The following is a 21,034-nucleotide window of genomic DNA, read 5'->3' as shown; positions in this document are numbered from 1 at the left end:
CCTACTTTTTTAATTTATCTGAGGTGTCTTTAAGTACTTTTGTACTATCTGGATTCGTTGTAATAGAATCAAGGTTTTTTCCGTCACTGCCAACTCCTCCACTTATATTATTTTTACATGAAAAAAATAATCCGGTAAATACAGCGATTAATATCAATTTTGAATTAAATTGTATCTTCATAATCTTAAATCATTTTTAGAATTTGTACGATTAATTTTTTTTTCTAAACCAAAATTTGAATTCGAATATTTTAAAGTTATTAAGCATTCATGTTTTTTCCTTATAATATTTGCTGGTTGATTTTCAAAATTTTAATTGATTTTAACTTTATTCTACAATAAATTGATTTCCAATTGTTCTAATCTAAAACAAAGAGATAAACTATTGCAGCCTATTTTTTTGTACATTCTGTGTCACAAATTATTTTTTTTCGTAAATTAATAAAGAAATATTACAAAGTTCAATTCTAAAAAGGAAAACTAAAAGCAACTTTTTAAAGGAAAATAAAATACTAGAAATCAATGTTTTATATTTTTAAAAAAATAAAATATAAAAATTCGATATTAAGTTTGTAGCCGCAAAATGCAATTTAACCGTAATGATACAGAAATCATTGAAAATACTATCTGGTAATTAATTAAAAACAGCGAATTTTCAAAAACAGCAAAGATGAATGTACACGTAAATGAAGGCGAATATCATAAATTATCTTTTTTGAATTCGAAAATAAAAACTACTATTGTAATTGCAATTTTATATGTTATAATAGCAAAAACTTCCAGTCTTGCTTTTATACCTGAAACAAAAATTGCCCCATTTTTTCCAGCTGTTGGTTTTAGCATAGCTGCGGTCATCATTTTAGGAAGAAATGCAATTTTTGGTGTCCTTCTGGGAAGCTTCTTATTTACTCTATGGTTATTTGAACCTAACATTAGAAGTGCCACTACTTTTGAAAAATTATTAGAGATATTTTCATTTTGTATTTTGAGACCTATACTTATTGGGCTTAATGCCTTTAGTGTATCCTATTTAATACAGGTTTGGTGCAAAAGCAAATATCCGTTTGACAAAGGTATTAATGTATTGTATTTCACTTTTGCCTGCATGGTTGGCAGTATTCTTAGTATATCTTTGGGCACTATTTTTCTTACTGTCACTCCATTTGTTAATATTAATAATTTCATTTCAATCTGGCATACCCTTATTAGGTCAAATATTTTGGGAGCTGTTTTATTTACTCCCTTTGTACTGTCCTGGCTATACAAAACCACAAAAGATACGCACTGGACTTTCAATAAAAAAATAGAAGTAATAGCCCTTACTTTACTTACAATAACAGCCTCTGTGTTTGTATTTACCAGCAATGCGCACAATGAGTCTATTATTCTTTTTTTTCTCGTTTGGGCGGCATACCGCTTTAACCTAAAAGTTATAACTCTTATAGTTGTGTTAGTAACTATTATTTCTTTATATGGAACATCACTCTATGCTGATGAATATCATAATTATAAATGGTCATACAGTTTTTTGATGCTACAGCTTTTTCTGTTTGTTAATTTTGTTTCGATACTTTTTTTGCATGGCATACTCGAAGAAAAGCGTAATAAAACAAGTAAGTTAAGCGAAAGTGAACATAAACTTAATATTGAAAAAAACATTTTAGAAGCCACTATGCAAAGCCCAAACGGCATGAGTATATTTACGCTAGACACTAACTTTAAGTACATCAATTTTAATTTAACTCATAAAAATAATATGAGGGATCTGTACGGATCTGATATTAAAACGGGTGACAATATGTTTGAATACATTAATGATGCGAAAGCAAGAAAACAGACACAGAAAATTTACCAGTCTGTACTAAACGGAAATATTCATATAGAGGAAGACAAGGAGAAAAACCATTTAGGAAATTACTGGAACAACTTCATATCTCCAATAATAGACAAAGATAATAGTATCATTGGTATAAGTACTATTTCTATCAATGTAACCAAACAGAAATTAAACGAAACAGAATTAGAAAAAAGCAATCAGATTTTAAATAGACGTATTAAAGAAATTACATGTTTACAAAATATTTTTGAAATCAATAGTGATGATTCGCTTTCAATAGCAGATATGATTGCCAGTTGTGTAAAAATTATTCCAAATGCATTTCAATTTCCCGAAAGTACCAATTGCAGAATTATTGTTCCTGAATACGAATATACGGCTAAAGACAAAGAAACTGATTGGTCTATCCGAAAAGCTATAATATTAAACGGAGAAGAATATGGCAGATTAGAAATAGGCTCCTTGAAGCAAAGGGACAGTTCTGTCAGTTATATACAGGAGCAAATCGATCTGATAGGAGCTATAACTAATATTTTGTCCAAATCATTTGAAAATCATTTTGCAAAAGAAAACCTAAAAATAAGTGAAGAAAAATTCCGCTCATTTTTTGAAAACGTGATGGATGTCTATTTCATATCCTCTCCAGAAGGTAATTTATATGAAGTTAGTCCATCCATCATCAATTATCTGGGCTATACGAGGGAAGAAATGCTCACTATAAATATGAGTAACCTGTATGTCAACCCGGATGAAAGAAAAAAACTTAAGCAGGAACTGATTGCGAATGGTGAAGTAAAAGATTATGAAATTGAATTGATTAAGAAAAATGGCCAGGTTAGCTCCTTTTCTATGACTGCAAAATTAATTTACAATAAAAAACTGAATGCGTCACATTTTGAGGGTACAGTACGCTCTTTGGATGAATGGAAACAAAACCAGCTATTAATCAGTCAACAACATCATAAAATAGAAAAAAGCGAGCAGGACTTCCGCATTTTATTTGAAAATGTGCAGGATGTCTTCTTTAAAACAGATCTTAAAACCAACACCATATTAGATGTAAGTCCGTCATGCAGCTATTTCAACGGTATAACAAGAGAAGAACTTATTGGACAATCCATTTATAACATATATCCTGACATAGACCAATTGAATCAAATGACAGAAATAATAACTATAAATGATGAAATTATTGATTTTAACAACGAAATTATTATAAAGAACCAGCATTATTACGTTTCAATCAATGCTAAAGTAGTTCGTGATGCAAAGGGAAAACCAGAATTCTTAGTTGGTGCTTTACGAAACATTACGGAGCGAAGAGTAGCTGAAGAAAATTTAAAGATAAGCGAAGAAAACTTCCGTTACATCTATGAAAGTTTTGAAGATATATATTTTAGAAGAGATTTGTATGGTACTGTAATGGAAATCAGTCCATCGGTAGAAAAACACTTTAATTTGAGTCGGGAATCTGTTATAGGAAGCAATTTTAAAAATTTTTATTATAATCCTGATGATGCTGATAAATTTATCAAAACCCTTATTGCAGAAAAAGAAGTTAATGATTTTGAAAAGCGTCTGGTAAACAATCATGGAGAAATTTTGTACTTTTCTGTAAATTCAAAGCTCCGCTATATTGATGATGTTCCCTCCTATATTGAGGGAACTATGAGAAATATTAGTGAAAGAAAAAAAACCGAATTGGAAATAGAATTAGCTAATGAGAAAATTAAGGAAAGTGAAAAAAAGTACCGTACTATTTTTGAAAGCGTACGGGATGTTTTCTTTAGAGCATCGGTAAAAGATCAAAAAATAATAGATATTAGTCCTTCCTGCTCCTATTTTAACATTCAGCAGGAAGAAGTTATAGGTAGCAACTTTGCCGATTTTTATTATGACCTCGAAGACAGAAAGTATATACTCGAGGAATTAAAAAGTGTGGGGGAAATAAAAAACTATGATGTACAAATAAAAGTCAATACCATATTATATACGGTTTCTGTCAATGCCAGAATAATCTTTGATGAAAATAATCAACCAGACTATATTGTAGGTTCAGTACGTGATATCAGTGATAAAATAGAAACTGAAAAAAATCTAAAAATAAGTGAGGAAAAATTTAGATCAATCTATGAAAACTTTCAGGATATATATATGAAAATTACTATGGAAGGAATCCTCCTGGATGTAAGCCCGTCGTTTGAAAAGAATTTCCAGATTCCAAGTTCAGACATTATAGGAAAATCAGTGTTCGATTATTATCATAATAAAAAAAACAAGGCCCTTTTCTTAAAAAAGTTAAAAACAAATGGCCATATTTCTGATTTTGATGTTCAGCTATATGACCCTCAAGGCAAACCTTTATATTTTTCTATAAATGCTCATGTTTTATATGACAAAAAAGGAATGCCTGTAAATATTGAAGGAACAATGAGAAATATCAATGAAAGAAGACATTTGCAGGATGAGATGCTTTCTAAAAACAGGAAACTTGAATTTCAAAATACTGAGCTGGAACAATTTGCTTACATTGCATCCCATGATTTACAAGAACCATTAATCACTGTAAGTCATTGCTCTCAATTACTTGAAGAAGAATTAGCTGGTAAATTAGATGAAGATCAGCAGCATTATCTGGGTTTTATTCGTAGTTCTACTTTAAGGATGCAGTTATTAGTCAAAGGACTTTTAGATTATTCCAGAATTGGGAAAGAAAGGAAAAAAACAATTATAGATTTCAATACTATTGTTGCAGATGTAATCCTGGATATGAAAAGCAGCATTGACGAGAGCAATGCTGTAATAGAATATGAAAATCTGCCAACAATTGAAGCTAATGCTACCGAAATGAGACAATTATTTCAAAATTTGATTAGTAACAGTATCAAATTCAGAAAAAAAGATGTAAATCCAAAAATAAAAATAGCAGCAGTAATAGAAGACAAGAAATGGGTGTTCTCAGTTACTGACAATGGAATTGGAATCAAAAAAGAAGATACTGATAAAGTTTTTGTTATTTTTAAACGTTTACATAATCGTAATGAATATCATGGAACCGGAATAGGTTTGTCACACTGTAAAAAAATTATTGAGCATCATAACGGAAGGATTTGGGTCGAATCTAAATATAATGAGGGAAGCACTTTCAAATGGACATTACCAGTTAACTAAGACAATAAGCGTAACGTAAAGTGAGAACAAAAAGTTATATAAAATGGAAAAGAAATTAAACTGTGTTTTATTAATAGATGATGATTTTGCTACCAATTTTATCAATAAAAAAATCGTACAAAAATCAAATATTGCAGAACACATTCAGGTGGCTCTAAATGGAAAAGAAGCGATTGATTACCTCTGCAGTAAAGGAGAATTTGAATCTCAGCACGAAATAAACCCACAGCCAGATTTAATTTTTTTGGACATAAATATGCCTGTTATGGACGGTTGGGAATTTATAAAAAAATATAAGAATCTGATATCTGAAGACCGAAAGAAAAAAATCAGCATTATAATGCTCACCAGTTCTTTCAACCCTGCAGATAAAGCAAAAGCTGATACTATAAAAGAGATCGCTGATTACAGACAAAAAACTTTAAGTGGTACAATGCTCGAGGAAATTGTAAAAAAGCATTTCGAAAAATATTCAGAATAAAGTTTATAATTCTTTTTATTAAGAAAAAAGGTTCTATACATACATCGATTACTGGCTCATTTCTTCTAACAAATCAATAACAAACGATATTCCCCATCATTTTCTTTTGGTGCCCTGTGAATACAAGGATGTACACTTTGGTTTGGATGATCTACAGCCAGACGCCAGAGATGTGTTAATCCTAAATTAACTGGCTCTGCATCATCATGCATTTTATAATGCAAATCAAAGTAATTCTCTGTTAAAAAGTTTTCGAACTCCTCCTCTGCTCTATCATGTAACTCTTTTAGCTTTGAACGGATTCCGGGAATTAGTACTTTTTGCTCTGCTTGTGAATTAGCTATTATATCTCCTGAAGCTCCGTGATAGGTGCACAAAAAAGTGTCTGTTGGAATGGGCGAACGATCAACGTGAAACGAATACACATCAGTAGATATGAAATCAAATTCATCATCGCGTTCATAACATTTTATTAAATTAAGAGAAGGTGAAGCTCCAAAATCGGATAATAATTTTAAATCATGTAAAATTATTTTTCTTGCAATGTCTCCCTTTTCTGATAACTGAATTGCATTTAAATCTTCAGGATAAATTTCTGTTATATTTTCTTTTAAATTCAATTTATCTACAATCTCACTAAAATCACCCTCTAAATTTCTATACCAGCATAGTGCATTCATTTCTCCTTTGAAATCTGTCTGTACGAGGTCAGAGAAACTAGATACGATACCTATCTGGCTGCTTGTATAAAATGTTTTATTCATAGGGTACTATTAAAATAAATCAGATATTACAAAATTATGTAATATTAGATACTTGTGATAATTTATAGCTTTAAAACTTTTATTAGTATGTGTTAATTTAATGAATCAGAAATTACCATAAAAAAATAGCAGCAGATAAACTGCTGCCATTTAAGGTATTTTGTATTTTTTAACTGTATAACTTTTATTGTTCTACGACACCAAAAGTTTCCATAACAACACCTCTATTTCTCATCAAGAGTGTATCTTTTGTTTGTGTTGTAATACCTTTTCCCGGATGATTAATTGTATAATCCAGATAAAGGACATCTCTATCAACATTACCGAAACTATTTTTCTCTCCTTTTTTTACAAATTTACCAGTTCCTGTGGCAGTAAAAACAGATGGATCAGATGACGTAATTTCACAATTGCCATTATCATCAAAAGTGATATTTAAATTACAAGTATAATCTGCATTAGCAGCATCTTTTAAAGTAACAGGAAATTTCAATCCTTTAAGAGATGTAGAATTTAAATTAACTAGCCATTTTGAAACATTCTCAATTCCAGAATCATAAGTCTGAACGTCTTTTGGACGTCTGACAATTGTAGTATTTACAGCCCCTGTAACAACATCTTTACCTCGTCTAAGATAAAAACCATGCCAAGTATTAATATATTTTACAGCATATAATATATAATCTTTCGAAACTATATCCCATTGTTTTGACCTTAACCTTCTTGGCGATGTCCCGGCAATAAGTGGCTTCCCTTTTAAAATAGTGTCTGCATTAGTAACGGTCGTCATTATTAACGGAATTACATAATTTGCCTGTAAAGATAGAGGATCATTAAAAAAAGCATCTGTTAGCTGCACTTCAACACCTCCTGAAATATCACCTTTTTTAATAACAATTTGATCTGATGCCAAAGTGTAATAATTGCGTGGCATAGGACGGATTGCCCTTACAGGATTTGTTTGCGGGGAAAAAACAAAATTAAACTTATTAGGTATAGTATCTGCAACAACAAAATTAATGGTTACATCTTTTTTATTGTCATACACACCTGATAGTGTAGCCATAATTTTGCATTTATGCTGAAGATCCAAACTATTATCGAATATATCTTCTCCTAAAGTAATAGTCCTGATTGGATATTGGTAAGGGAAATATACAGCCGAAAAATCATAATCGTCATATGTGATGGGTTCATTCTCGCATCCTAGTAGAGATGTTAGTACCAATAAAGCTAAAATTAATTTTTTCATTTTTTGTATCATTAAGTTGTTTCTAATTATTCCATCCATCATTTTGAAATAGATTATTAAATTTTAGAGTTTCACTGTATGGAATAGGCCCGTAATACATATAATCCTGAAATACTCTTTCCTCTACAACAGCTGGTGCACTATAAACCAGACTAGCTGTAGTACCGGAAACTGTAATACCCATAGCCGGTTCATTTAGCTTTGGAAGAGAAACTTTCCATCGACGCAAATCCCAAAAACGAAATCCTTCAAAACTTAATTCTAAACGGCGTTCGTTACGGATTAATTCACGCATGGCAACCTTATCTGTTTTTATAGACTCCAAATAGGGATCATTAGTGATACCTAAAGCCCTTCTGCGTATAGCCTTAATTATATCATAAGCTGTAAAGCCATATGATCTGGGATCAGCAACTGATCCCCACGCTTCGTTAGCAGCCTCAGCATAATTAAGATATATCTCAGTATAACGAATACGTGGCCTGTAATGAAGCTGTGTATTTCTGCCAGTAGGATTGTAATTAACATCCTGTCTTAATAACTTTTTTAAGTAATATCCTGTACGGGTAGAAGTGGTTACTGCATTTACGGCATCCTGATTAACAGGATTGGTAGCAGGAATCAAATTCACTTGTGCATTAGTCACACCAGCTCTTCCACCCTGAAAAAGAATAAACTCATTCAACCTTGGATCTCTGTTAGCGTAAGGATTGGACGAACTATAATTAGAAAGAGGATTAGAAATAGGATAACCATTGCTTGCTGGAAAAGCATCTACTAAATTTTGAGTAGGATTTACAATTCCGTTACCAAATAAACTAGGCGGAAAATGATCGCGTTCTAAATCATTATTGTTAGAAGTACCACCCCTCCATAAACTTTCTGGTGAATTGGATCCTGCAGATAATGCACTAATCTCTGATGCATTTCTATACCAGGATACACCACTATTAAAAGTTGATGGTAACCCCGCGAGTCCTCCCTTAAGAGCAATAATCTGAGCAGCATATCCGGCAGCATCTTCCCAAGTGCCATTAGAACCACCAGCATAAGCCGGACTAGCAGCTAATAAAGCTGTCTGAGAACGAATTGCCATCGCAACGCGTCCACTAACAAGCCCAACAAATCTTACTCCCATTGCACGGTTGAAGATTGCTGCAGTCATTCCAGGTGTATTGTATCTGGATGGTATACTGCTAGTGCTGGCTACATCAACGTAATCTACCGGCAAAAGCTCTATTGCATTATTGATGTCACTGTAAATTTGTGCTGTACAGGCATTAAAACTTTCACGAGGCACGTTATAATTTGAATTTATATCTAATTCCGTTAAATAAATTGGTACACCTAATAAGGTTCCATTAGCCCAGCCAGCATGAGCCTGTAAAAGATGGTACATAAAAAGGGCACGAAGTCCATATGCTTCTCCTTTAATTCTGCTTTTAAAAAGATTATCTACAAGCGGATCTTCTGCAAATGTCATTTTATCTACCTCTTTTAGAACTATATTCATGTATTGAATACCTGAAAAACAGGATGTCCAACGATCTGCCGGATTATTTGAGGCGCTCCATTGTCCAGTAGCTAATCTTAAATATCCATTAGTAGATACGTTAGTCACAGCATCATCAGTAGCTACTTCACTAAAAGACCACCCGTTTGTAGGAATTCTGGCGTAGCCCTGAGTTAAAAGTCCCAGTCCAAAGTTAGGATCATCATATGTAGTATTCTTGTCACGTATATTTTCCTGAGCCGGATCTATAAGATCTGTACAGCTTACAAATAAGACGGATAGAATTAAAATTACAACTATGTTTTTATTCTTTATCATTATTCTAAATTTTTAAAATTAAAATGCAGCCGTTAGTCCTAAACTGTAATATCTCATTTGAGGCGTAGTACCAATATTTGTTTCTAAATGCTGCCTTTCTTTTGAAATGGTCAACAAATCACTTCCATTAACATAAAGCCCTAAGTTACTAATAAAAGTCTTCGCTAATAATTTCTTAGGAATATCATATGATATTTGTACTCTGGCTAAATTAATTCTGTCATTTTTAAATAGCCAAAAATCTGAATTTCGGAAATTATTATCACCATTATTGCCAGTTGACAAACTTGGATACGTTGCTGTTTCAGCAGTTGCCTCTGTCCAGCGACCTCGCATAGCAGCTGTGTATTTTGCGTTTATCCCTGATGCCCAATAATAAGAGCTGCTTTTAAAACCATAAGAACCACTAGTGCTGTTAGCCAATACGAATAAAGAAAAATTATTCCATTTAACGGTCGTATTAAGACCTAATGTTAGCGGTGCACCGGCGTATCCTCCTCTGCCTAAATAAACCTGATCGTTATTATCAACAACCCCATCATTATTAACATCAACATACTTTATAGAACCTGGTTTTACAGTACCAAATGATTGCGGTACAGGAGCTCCAGGAGATTTGTTAACCATAGCTTCGATATCAGCTACGCTAAAAAAACCATCACTTTTTAGTCCATATAGTGCATCAACTGGTTTTCCCTGGCGTTTTTGATATTCATCAACATATAAAACATCGTTTCTAGTATAGGCTTTAGTATCATAATAAGTTGCTACAAATCCTATATTTAAATTTACTTTTTGAATTTGCTTGTTCAAAGAGATTCCTAAATCATATCCTTCCCTTTGATCAGCCTGATAATTAGAATAAGGTATGAATGATGAAGGAGATGGGTTATTAACTGATAAAAAATTAGGATACGAATTTACGTCCTGTCCGGGAATACCAAGTAGTCTGCTATAAAAATAAGATGCACTTACCTGAACCATATTATTAAATAATGAAGCATCTAATCCTAAGCTAATTTCTTTTCTTCTTTCAAATCCCAAAGCATAATTTTCTCCACGCAGAACATCTGTGGTTCTAAGCTGGCGACCTTCCTGCCAGGAAAAATAAGCACCATTGTTAGTACTATAAGAACTTCTGAATAAATTAAAGCCTGTATTGGCATCATAGTCTAAGTCTGTATTTATGATACCCGCACTAGCCGTCAATTTTAAATCATCAATAAATTTAGCTTCTGATAAGAATTTCTCCTTACTTATTCGCCATCCTACTGAAACTGTTGGAGAAAATGCATCACGCTGTTTTGGTGCAAATCTTACAGAATGAACCATGTTCTGGGTAAAATCTGCATAGTATTTGTTCTTATAGTTATAATTGAACTGAAACCCTAAGTTTGCATTTCCAATGGCGTGATACACTTCTGACTCAGCAAGAGTATAACCATGTGCAACCAACATTGTTGAGAAGTTATGTATTTTGTCATAATCAAACTTGTATTTAAGTGCTCCTGAAAAAAACTTGGTCTGACGCTGATAAGCATTATCCAGAGATCGTGAATTATTATTTAAATCAGCACCTACCCTGGTTAACTTTGAAATGTAATCACCATCTGCATCAGTGGCCCATGTAGGTGTATAGACAGCATAACTATTATTATCAATGTTTTGAGAATACTGCGTATTATAATCAATAGCAAATTGGGTATCAAAAGTCAATCCTTTTAGAATGCTTGCCAGATTAAAATTCAATGAAGCATCAAATTGATATTTACGATAAGTTCCTTTGATAATTCCTTTAGTATAAATATCCGCAAAAGGATTGGTTGTCTGTGTAGCAGTACCGGCTAAAAAATATTGGTTATTTATTATGAAAGGGCTGCTTTCTATATAAGCCAAAGATGCTGCATCTGCTTTATCTAAGTAACTAATTGGAATTAGAGGGGATATTAAATTTGGTTTAAGGGTAGCCGCATTTGCCCAAAAATTCCCCTGTGCAGAATTACCATCATAAAAAGTAACACTAGTATTGATTTTACTGGTAATCATACTACTTAACTTAATATCCAGATTTCCCCTGATATTAAAACGATTTTCTCCTTCTTTTTTGCCATTTCCTATGTCAAGTAAAGTAGTGGTATTGTAATTTCCTACATTGACATAAAACATAGCTTTATCATTTCCACCTGTATATTCAGTCACTATTTCAGAACGTCTGGAGAATTTTTTAAGATAGTCAGATGAATAAAAGTCAACATTAGGATAACGATATGGATTTGTACCAGACGCATAATTTGCTAAATCTGTGTCAGAAGTATAAGCCCCATTGTTAACAATTGAAATCTTATCATTTACAAGTGCTTCGTTATATAAGCTTAAATACTCAGCTGAACCTAAGTACTCTGCAAAACGTTTTGGAGCCATTATTCCAGTGTTTAAACGCACATCAAACCTATTCTTCTTTTCTGCACCTCTTTTTGTCGTAATAGAAATTACTCCTTTAGCGGCACGACTTCCATATAATGCAACAGCGGCAGCGCTTTTTAACACAGTAATTTCTTCCATTTCAGAGGGAATAACATTAAATTCATCACGAGGAACCCCATCAACCAATACTATTCTGCCGTTCATACCCCAAATGTTTCCATGATAACCAGGAATATAACTAGATAAGTTGTCTAAACTATTCGTTGTATAATTACTTGGTAACATATTCGCTATGTTTACAGTTGAAACTCCACCCAGAATATCAGCTTTATCAACTGTATTAAACGCAACCTGTACCATTTCAGTAGATTGTAAAACTATTGTTTGTAAGTCCGTTTTTGCTTCAACAGAAGTGGTTTTGTATCCTGGCGCATTTATAGTCAAGAAACTATTTTTATCAACTGTCAAACCAAACTCGCCAGTTTCATTAGCAACACTTGTCTGGTTGTTTACTCCGGTAATTGTTGCTCCTGAAATGGGATTTCCTTTACCATTAACTACAACACCAGACACTATTATTTTACTATCTTGAGCACTCACTTTCAATGAAAAAAGAGTGTGTATTGCGCATATAAAAAAAACTATTTTGATATATTTCATTATGATTTATTTTTCGATTATATATTGCAATTACCAGCCAGGATTTTGATCAAACTCTAAATAGATGCTCGCATCAGCTTGCTTTAATGGAAGCCAGTAATGCTTATCTGAATATAGACGTTCAAAAACTACATATTCCTTCAAATTATTTATTTTATTATTCTCAGGATTAACTTTATCAAGGAAAACATTTGTTGGAGTTACATCATTTGTTTCCGGAATATCACGATCAAAACTAATTCCTGTTTTAACATTATAAGGATACTTAGTTAATAGAAGCCAACGACGTAAATCATTAAAACGGTGTCCTTCATAGGCTAATTCTACAGCACGCTCGCGTCTTACTTCTGACATAAAAACTTCAGGAGATGTCAAAAAAGCAGCATTTACTCCTGGTAAAGGATTCCCATTAGGTAACAATACACGGTTACGCACTTTATTTATAGCAGCTACAGCATCCAGACTACAAGTTGTTGCAGTTGCATGAATATTATTATGTCCCATAGCAATTGATTCTGAATACATTAGATAAACATCTGATAATCGCATCCAAGGAATATGGATTTGGTGATTATTATAAGCATTATCATACTTATTGAATCCCAGAGGATTAAATTTCATCAATAAATAACCGGTATTACTGCCTTTATTTCTTTCTGATCTATAATTCCCTACTTTGACTCCATCATATAAATTAGCATAAGTGAATTTTTTTGCATCAGCTGTGCTGGTAGAATTCACCATTTTTCTGGTATCAAAACCAAAATTAAGGTAAAATCTTGGGTCTCTGTTTTTCCAAGGATAGTGTGTGTCATAACCTGAAACAGGATCATCAACATCTGCTCTGTTTACACTATTGATTGGCATTCCGTTATTCATACCAAAATAATTTACATAATTTGCTGTAGGATATTGTGACCAGCTTCTGTCTTGTAAAACCCCTGCACATAAATATTCCTTATCCATAGACTGACTAGTACCTCCATAATTCGGCCCTCTAAAAATGGCCTCTAAATAGGTTACTCCACCTGTATTTAAAGACCCGGGCATTCTTCCTCCCTGACCATTTGTACGATATACCTGCTCATAAGAAGTACCGTTAGTACCCCAAGGAAGAAGTCTGTACTGGCATGAACCGTTTTCAACAGCGTTCAATAAAATTCCAAAAGCTTCTGCTGCTTTTTTGCAATATTCTGTGTTATATGTTTCTCCGCCTCCAGATGCTTTATTCATAAGCGGGCTTCCGGCATATAAATAATTTTTACCTAAATAAGCAATAGCCATCCATTTATTAATCCTGAGTTCATTTTTACCCTTGGTAGCATTTCCTGCCGCTACATCATCCCAGTTTCCTGGCAGTAAATCATACGCTTTTTTAAAATCTTCTCCAATTTTATCTGCAGTTTGCTGATAAGTAAGGCGTGGTAATCGTAAAGGCTGATCAGAAGGCAATACCTGATCAATATAAGGCATCCCTCCCCAATAGCTTATAATTTGCATATGAAACCAGGCTCTAAAGAAATATAACTGACCTGCAATTATATCTTTTTCTTCCTGGGTGGCATCTATCATCTTTTCAAGATTCGCAAGACCTATATTGGCTTTTCTTATTCCATACCATGAACCTCCCCATAGCGCTTTTGTTCTTTTATCATTATCTGTGGATAAACCCGCTGGAGCAGTTGCGGTAATATTTACAGCATCCAGAAAAGATCCCCCATTACCATAACCCGGTCCTATCCATGCCCTAAAATTCCCCAAATCCATCTGCCAAATCCATGCACCCTGATTAGTAGCATTTTGTTGCCACATTTCTTCTTCACCATTGTTAAAGAAATTATTGTCATCACGATTACAAAAACTAGGAATACAGTTATACAATTCTTCAGTGAAACCCTGGAAATTACGAAAATTAGCATATGAATCGTCAGGATCTCCCGTAGCTCCAGATTTTATATCTAGATAATCTGAACATGAAGTGATACTTCCTGCCAGAAAAAAGAAAAGTCCAAAATACAGTACTATCTTATTATATTTTTTCATTTTATACTATTTTATAATGTTAATCTAAAGCCTAAATTGATACGTCTTACGGATGGATAAGCAGTATTTCCATTTACTTCCCGGTCATCAGGTGTTTTAGTCCATAAGAAAAGATTATTACCGTTTGCATAAATACGTAATGATTCAAGTCCAATCGTTTTGGTCCAGTTTGAAGTGAAGGTATAAGCTATTTCTGCATTTTTTAAACGAACATACGAACCATCATACAAAAAGCGCGTACCATTACTTGCAGAATTTAAAGTGCTATTTAATCTAGGCATCGGGGAATCTGCATTTTGATTGTCCTTAGACCAATAACTTCCTTGTTCGTAAACGGTATTAAAATAAGCCTTAGGAAAACTTTCTGTAGCTATGAAACGGGAAACATTACTCACTCCGTAAAACTGAACCATTGCACTAAAACCTTTCCAGTCGAAACCAATAGTAGCATTATAGGTATTTTGAGGATTTGTTGGATAACCAAAAGGTACTGTGTCTCCAGGACCATTAATTACACCATCACCATTATAATCTAATATCCTGTAATTACCCGGAATCTTTGAATCATTGTTTTCAAATGCTGTACTTCCATATACTTCATCCCAGCTATTATAAAAGCCTTTATCAATCATTGAATAAGATTGTCTGTTAGGAAAACCAGCTTTTTGACGATAAGCAGCAAGAAGTTCCGGATCATCTTTATAAATAACTTTATCCACTGCGTGTGTCCACGAAAAATTAGCCCATAATCGTAAATATTGGGATATTGGCTGACTATAGCGAAAATCTATCTCATAACCTTTAACCTCTACTATACCGGTGTTAGTAACAGGTGGAGCAAATCCAAAATAAGAGGGTACCGCCCTGTCTTTTCCGTTCAAAATAATATTTGTTCTGTAGTCATTGAAGAAATCAACACTCCCTGAGAAGATTTTATTTAAAAAAGAAAAATCGATTCCTAAATTCTTTTTAGTCACCTTTTCCCATGCGATATTAGGATTACCTATCTGGGTTTGTGTGATCCAGCCATATGTACTTAATTCCCCCTGATTTCCCTGAGTTAAAAGAGATTGCGAAACATTACTACCATACACATCTTCATATAACCAACGGCCTCCACTATAGCTATCATCTCCAACCTCACCGTAGGAAGCCCTTACTTTTAGCTGATCTATAAAAGTAAGTTTTTTCATAAATTTCTCTTCTGTGATCATCCATCCTATAGCGCCTGAAGAAAAGAATCCAAACCTATTTGCTGCTGCAAATTTTTCAGATCCATTATAAGCACCATTATAATCGATAAAATATTTCTTTTTGTAACCATAAGTAGCCCGGAAAACCCAATCCTCACGATATGAAGGAATATTAGCTCCTGTAGCTTGTTCCTGACGCTGAAAGTTTCCCATTCCCGTTACAGCATGATCGCCAAAATCCCGAACGTAATTGATTTGTGCCTGATAATTTAAATTTCGATAAGTTAAACCATCATTCATAGTACCACCATTTACAGTCCAGTTTGTTGCTTCATAAAAATCAAAGTTGGTTGTTACATCTGGAGTATTTCTTATAGTAACAGTTCCTGTAAGAGGATCTATATATTTCTCTTTAACTATATAATTATTATTGTTAATTCCTCTTTGTTCTTCAAGAAAACTATTATCCAAAGAAAAAGTTATATTAGCTGAAAGACCTTTAAGCAGTTTTCCAAAATCCTGTCTTAAATTAAAATCAGTTGCAATACGTGTAGTTGTTTTGGCCTCTGATCCACCTATCGCTAAGTTTAGTGCTGAATTAGCCCCATCTACCTGATTGGCGGGAGAATAACCCCAGGAACCATCTGAGTATATTGGCATATAAATATCAGGAGCGGTACCATAAGCTCCTGCCCACATATACCCTTCAGAAATTACCCTCCAGGGTGCTTTTTTTACACCATATGAACCAGAAAGATTTACTTTGAATGTAGTGGATTTAGTTAATTCAAAATCTAAATTTGCTCTGGTATTTAATCTGTTATAATTATAGCCGGATTCAAACCCTTGTCCACTTGGAGGTACTTTTACAAGGTCTCCCTCATTGACATAATCTACTGCTGCAAAATATTTTACTTTCTCGGTACCACCAGATATATTTAAATTAGCGTTATAAGCCATCGCCTCATCTTTAAATAAATAATCCTGCCAGTCAATATTAGGATATCTTTCTCTTTGTTCGAGAGTAGTTTGGTTACGGTAGTTATCAATAAAAGCCTGAGATCTCATATATTCCCAACTTGATGGCTGCTGATTCAATTCATATTCAATCACCTTATTTTTTACCATAAGAGCATCATAAGCATCCATCTTACCCGGAAGCTTTGAAACTGATTTCATTACTGAATTAAAACCAAAGTCAATTTTAGCTTTACCTGCAACACCTCTTTTTGTAGTAATAAGTATTACACCATTAGCTCCTCTAACTCCATATACCGCAGTAGCCGAGGCATCTTTCAATACTGAAACAGTTTCAACTGAGCTAATATCAACACTATTAATAGAACGTTCTATCCCATCAACAAGAATAAGAGGACTACTATTGTTCCAGGAACTAACACCTCTAATAATAATTTCAGGATCTTCTTCCCCTGGCTTTCCTGTAGTTTGCAAAGTGGTTACTCCTGGCAGGTTACCTGTAAGGGCGGCACCTAAACTGGAAACACCTCCGGTACGCTGTAAAACTTTACCCGATGTTTGCGTAATAGCTCCAACAACACTTTCTTTCTTTTGTTTACCAAAACCCACAACAATAACCTCTGTAAGAGCTGTTTGATCAGGAGACATGTTAATAGTAACATTTGAATTTGCTGAGACCTTCTCTTCTATAGTCTTCATCCCGATACTGCTAAATACTAATATGGCCTCTGCAGAAGGGAGACTAATTTTGAATTTTCCATCAAAATCAGAAATAGCTGAATATCCTGAACTTCCTTTAACAGTTATATTTACACCAGGAATAGGTAATTTATCTACTGTAGAAGTAATAATACCTGTCACAGTATAATTTTGATCTTTTAACTTTATGTCGTTTTTTTCATAAGAAAATCTATTTTTTGTTTCTCCTGCAAATAACAAATTAGAAAACGAAAATAAAACTGTAAAAATCAAAATTTTACTTCTATGTAGCATTTTTATAAATTGTGCTTTTTTATAATGTTTTAACATTTTTTAATTATTTCAAATTAGAATATTAATTTATATTCATAGCAGTACCTATACCCAGTTTTAATATGATTAAAAATGAATAGAATTTTATCAGCTATATTTTGGATAATTCCCTTTTTTATAAAGTTTTTATTCAGAATATAAAAAAAATGAGGATCGGATTTGCTACATTCATCTATGGCAAAATCAATTATGCTTTTACCATTAAAACTGCCAAAATGCATAATAGTTAATTATACATTAAAAAATGTATTAGAAGAAAAACAATTAAATCTATGTGGTTAGAATAGCATTATAGAATTTTTTACTTCCAAAATTGCAAATTTTGAGTTGTAGACTATTTCATAGGCATAATTAGGTTTTGAGGTTAGTTAAATTATCAGAGAGTTATTGTGTTTTAATTTGAAAGCAAAATACACCAAACAATCGATTGTGTAATTGTACTGTAAAATGAGTAATTTATAAGCTAAAAATTAAACGAATTAATACAACGCTAATCATTATTAATACTATTTTTTAAGATTACTGTATTGAGTAAAACCCAGAATATCTAAAATATGTATATTTAAACATATAAACGATTTTAGACTATTCAGTACACTTAAAAAACATTGAAATTAATGTTAATATATAACCTTATAATATTATTCAAATGTTAAATTCTTTAACAAATATATGTAAAAAGAGAAATCAAACAACCGATTGCTAATCTTTTTTATTGACACATTTAGAAAAATAGTTGTTTTTTTATACGTATAAGACATTATTATTCTTAATTTTTTATTTTTAATTTAAATTTACACTCATTTACAATTTAATGATTAAAAAATTAAGAAACAATATTTAAAAATGTTGTTAAAATGATAAATGTGAAAAAAACATTTATTTTTTTTACAAACATACCGAGACACATAAGGAAAGAAAGAATAAACTTACTGGAAGAAAATAACGATAATTGCTTAATGAATTATTTTTCTTATAAAAAAAATTTTTTTTGATTGTTTATTCATTAGTAGTTTTAAGTAAATGATAACTTATTTTATAATAAGATATAGTAAACAATACGAAACTATATGAATAAATACTAAATTATATAAGAAGAAAGGTCGCATTTATTTAACTATAAATCTAAAGAAAACCTGTTGGGTGAAATAGAATAAAATAGCTTCATTTAAGGATTAAATCCAATTTGATCTGCGAAAATCCTTTAAAATCTGCGTAAAATCCTTTTGCGTATTAATTTTTCACGCAGATTTACACAGATTAAAGCAGATTTAGACAGATTTATATCTAAGTTGATGCGACAGAATTAAAAAAAATAAATTTCACCGAACCGGTTAAAGAAACTTAAAAAAGATCAATTCGACTTATTTTGTACTGACACTTATTAAATTTCAACATATTGATTATATGGAGTCAGTCTTAATATTTTGATTTCCTTTTTGAGTAGAACCATCAGTACCTGAACCTGTCGAACTTTCACCCGTAGCACCTGTTGTTCCATTTTTACCATTTTTACCAGAATTTAAAGTTGCGGATGAATCAATTGCCGGACCAATAGTGTCGACAGACATGTCAGTGCTATCAGTTACAGCTTTATTATCCATATTACTGTTATCTTTATTTTTGCAGGATATTAATAATCCTCCTGCCATAAGTATTGTACAGATATTTTTTAGTGTCGTTTTCATAATGTTTTTTTTATAAATTAATATTTTTAAATATAGATTAACAAATAGTGATCTGTTTACATAATTATCACATATTAATCCACTAACGATAAACAAATTTTGTAACAGCATAATTCGTAAAGATTTAGTAATCTAAAAATGAGAATAAAAGAATATCGATTTCAAATTTTATAATTAAATTAAGTGTTGTTAATACTAAATTTATAAATATTTGATAAACCCAAAGCAATGCAAAAAAACCATTCCATTCCTGACAATGACATAACAAAAAAAATACTTCCTGTAATTCTGGCTACTTCAATCTTTATGCAAATGCTGGATTCCACTATTCTCAATACTTCTATAACTTCTATTGCTAAAGATTTGAATGAATCTCCATTAGAAATGCAAAACGCAATTATCAGCTACGTATTGACATTGGCACTATTCATGCCTGTGAGTGGCTTTCTGTCAGATAAATTTGGAACCAGAAAAGTATTTATTTTTGCATTGATGCTATTTAGTCTTGGATCTGTTTTATGTGCTTTATCCCAGTCTTTGATACATTTAGTCCTTGCGCGTGTTGTTCAGGGTATAGGCGGAAGCTTAATGACTCCTGTGGGAAAACTTGCACTCATTAAAACATTTCCAAAAAGAGAATTATTAAAGGCTATGAATTTTGCTATCATTCCTGCATTAATAGGACCTGTGTTAGGGCCTTTGGTCGGTGGATATATGGTTGATTATTTATCCTGGCACTGGATTTTCCTTATAAATATTCCTTTTGGAATGATTGGTATGCTCTTAAGTATGAAATACATGCCCGATTATAAATCTCCTATAATTGATTTTGACTTAAAGGGATTTTTAATTTTTGCTGCAGCATCTCTGCTGTTATCTGTTTCATTAGAATTATTTGGAAATACAGTACGTCTTACGCCTGTATTACTCATATTAATGTCCGGATTTTTGATGTTGTACTGGTATTACCGCCATGCTATAAAAGACAGAAATCCTATTTTCCCTTTAAATTTATTTCAGGTCCGCACTTTTAGAGTTGGCATATTAGGAAATCTGGCAACCCGCCTTGGTTATAGTTCAATTCCTTTGCTGTTGCCTATGATGATTCAGATTGCTTATGGACAATCAGCGGTTACTTCGGGCTGGATAGTTGCACCTATGGCACTTACTGCAATATTTGGAAAATCTGCAGTAATTAAAATTTTAAATACTTTTGGATATCGAAAAACCCTGATGGTCAATACCTTTATCATCGGCCTGCTAATTTGTACTTTAGCCATTCCTTCCATTCATACTTCTATTTACTGGTACATTCCTATTATTGCTGTTTTGGGATTCTTCAACTCTATACAATTTACATCAATGAATTCTATTTCGATCGCTGACTTAAGAAATTATCATACCAGCAGTGGAAATTCATTAGTTTCTGTAAATCAACAGCTTGCTATAGGTTTTGGAATTGCTCTGGGATTACTTGTACTTAAAATTTTTAAAGGTGATGTAAAACTTATTCACAATGAAATTCATAATGCTTTTCGGTATACCTTCTTAGTTGTGGGATTACTCACCATTCTTTCAGGCGGCGTTTTCAGACGCCTTCATGATAAGGACGGGGACAATTTAAAATCAGCAGAATAAATAATTATAATATTTCAAAATCTTTTAGATTGTAAACCCAAT

11 protein-coding genes are annotated in these 21,034 nt (G+C 32.6%); 3 read left to right on the top strand and 8 right to left on the bottom strand.

What is annotated here, in order from left to right; translation table 11 throughout:
* Nucleotide 1: 1 nt before the first annotated feature.
* Complete coding sequence (locus tag K8B81_RS00450) at nt 2-181, bottom strand: hypothetical protein (RefSeq protein WP_223678138.1); 180 nt, start codon at nt 179-181, stop codon at nt 2-4.
* 489 nt (nt 182-670) lie between these two features.
* Between K8B81_RS00450 and K8B81_RS00445 the strand changes: the two genes are divergently transcribed.
* The gene (locus tag K8B81_RS00445) at nt 671-5,008 is read left to right on the top strand and encodes a PAS domain S-box protein (RefSeq protein WP_223678137.1); all 4,338 of its coding nucleotides are present in this window, start codon (nt 671-673) and stop codon (nt 5,006-5,008) included.
* Nucleotides 5,009-5,051: 43 nt separating this feature from the next.
* Nucleotides 5,052-5,489 (top strand): response regulator, encoded by a 438-nt coding sequence (locus K8B81_RS00440; RefSeq protein ID WP_223678136.1) that lies wholly within the window; start codon nt 5,052-5,054, stop codon nt 5,487-5,489.
* A 65-nt stretch (nt 5,490-5,554) separates the two neighbouring features.
* Here the strand turns inward: K8B81_RS00440 and K8B81_RS00435 are convergent, their stop codons facing one another.
* From K8B81_RS00435 to K8B81_RS00405, 7 genes are all read right to left on the bottom strand, one after another.
* Nucleotides 5,555-6,253 (bottom strand): DUF1826 domain-containing protein, encoded by a 699-nt coding sequence (locus K8B81_RS00435; protein WP_223678135.1) that lies wholly within the window; start codon nt 6,251-6,253, stop codon nt 5,555-5,557.
* A 184-nt stretch (nt 6,254-6,437) separates the two neighbouring features.
* Nucleotides 6,438-7,505 (bottom strand): DUF5627 domain-containing protein, encoded by a 1,068-nt coding sequence (locus tag K8B81_RS00430; protein WP_223678134.1) that lies wholly within the window; start codon nt 7,503-7,505, stop codon nt 6,438-6,440.
* 22 nt (nt 7,506-7,527) lie between these two features.
* Nucleotides 7,528-9,336, bottom strand: coding sequence for a RagB/SusD family nutrient uptake outer membrane protein (locus tag K8B81_RS00425; RefSeq protein WP_223678133.1), 1,809 nt, complete (start codon nt 9,334-9,336; stop codon nt 7,528-7,530).
* An 18-nt stretch (nt 9,337-9,354) separates the two neighbouring features.
* Nucleotides 9,355-12,360 (bottom strand): SusC/RagA family TonB-linked outer membrane protein, encoded by a 3,006-nt coding sequence (locus tag K8B81_RS00420; RefSeq protein WP_223678132.1) that lies wholly within the window; start codon nt 12,358-12,360, stop codon nt 9,355-9,357.
* 90 nt (nt 12,361-12,450) lie between these two features.
* Nucleotides 12,451-14,463, bottom strand: coding sequence for a RagB/SusD family nutrient uptake outer membrane protein (locus K8B81_RS00415; RefSeq protein ID WP_223678131.1), 2,013 nt, complete (start codon nt 14,461-14,463; stop codon nt 12,451-12,453).
* 11 nt (nt 14,464-14,474) lie between these two features.
* Complete coding sequence (locus tag K8B81_RS00410; RefSeq protein WP_223678130.1) at nt 14,475-17,627, bottom strand: SusC/RagA family TonB-linked outer membrane protein; 3,153 nt, start codon at nt 17,625-17,627, stop codon at nt 14,475-14,477.
* A gap of 1,442 nt (nt 17,628-19,069) precedes the next feature.
* Nucleotides 19,070-19,354 (bottom strand): hypothetical protein, encoded by a 285-nt coding sequence (locus K8B81_RS00405; RefSeq protein WP_223678129.1) that lies wholly within the window; start codon nt 19,352-19,354, stop codon nt 19,070-19,072.
* Nucleotides 19,355-19,582: 228 nt separating this feature from the next.
* On the opposite strand from K8B81_RS00405, the gene K8B81_RS00400 reads away from it, so the two are divergent.
* Complete coding sequence (locus K8B81_RS00400) at nt 19,583-20,992, top strand: MFS transporter (protein WP_223678128.1); 1,410 nt, start codon at nt 19,583-19,585, stop codon at nt 20,990-20,992.
* The last annotated feature ends 42 nt before the right edge of the window (nt 20,993-21,034 follow it).

Origin of the sequence: Flavobacterium hibisci (assembly GCF_020026925.1) — a bacterium.
GTDB classification, from domain to species: Bacteria; Bacteroidota; Bacteroidia; order Flavobacteriales; family Flavobacteriaceae; genus Flavobacterium; species Flavobacterium hibisci.
Note: the sequence above shows the minus strand (reverse complement) of the source record. Positions and strands in the feature narration are given on the sequence as shown.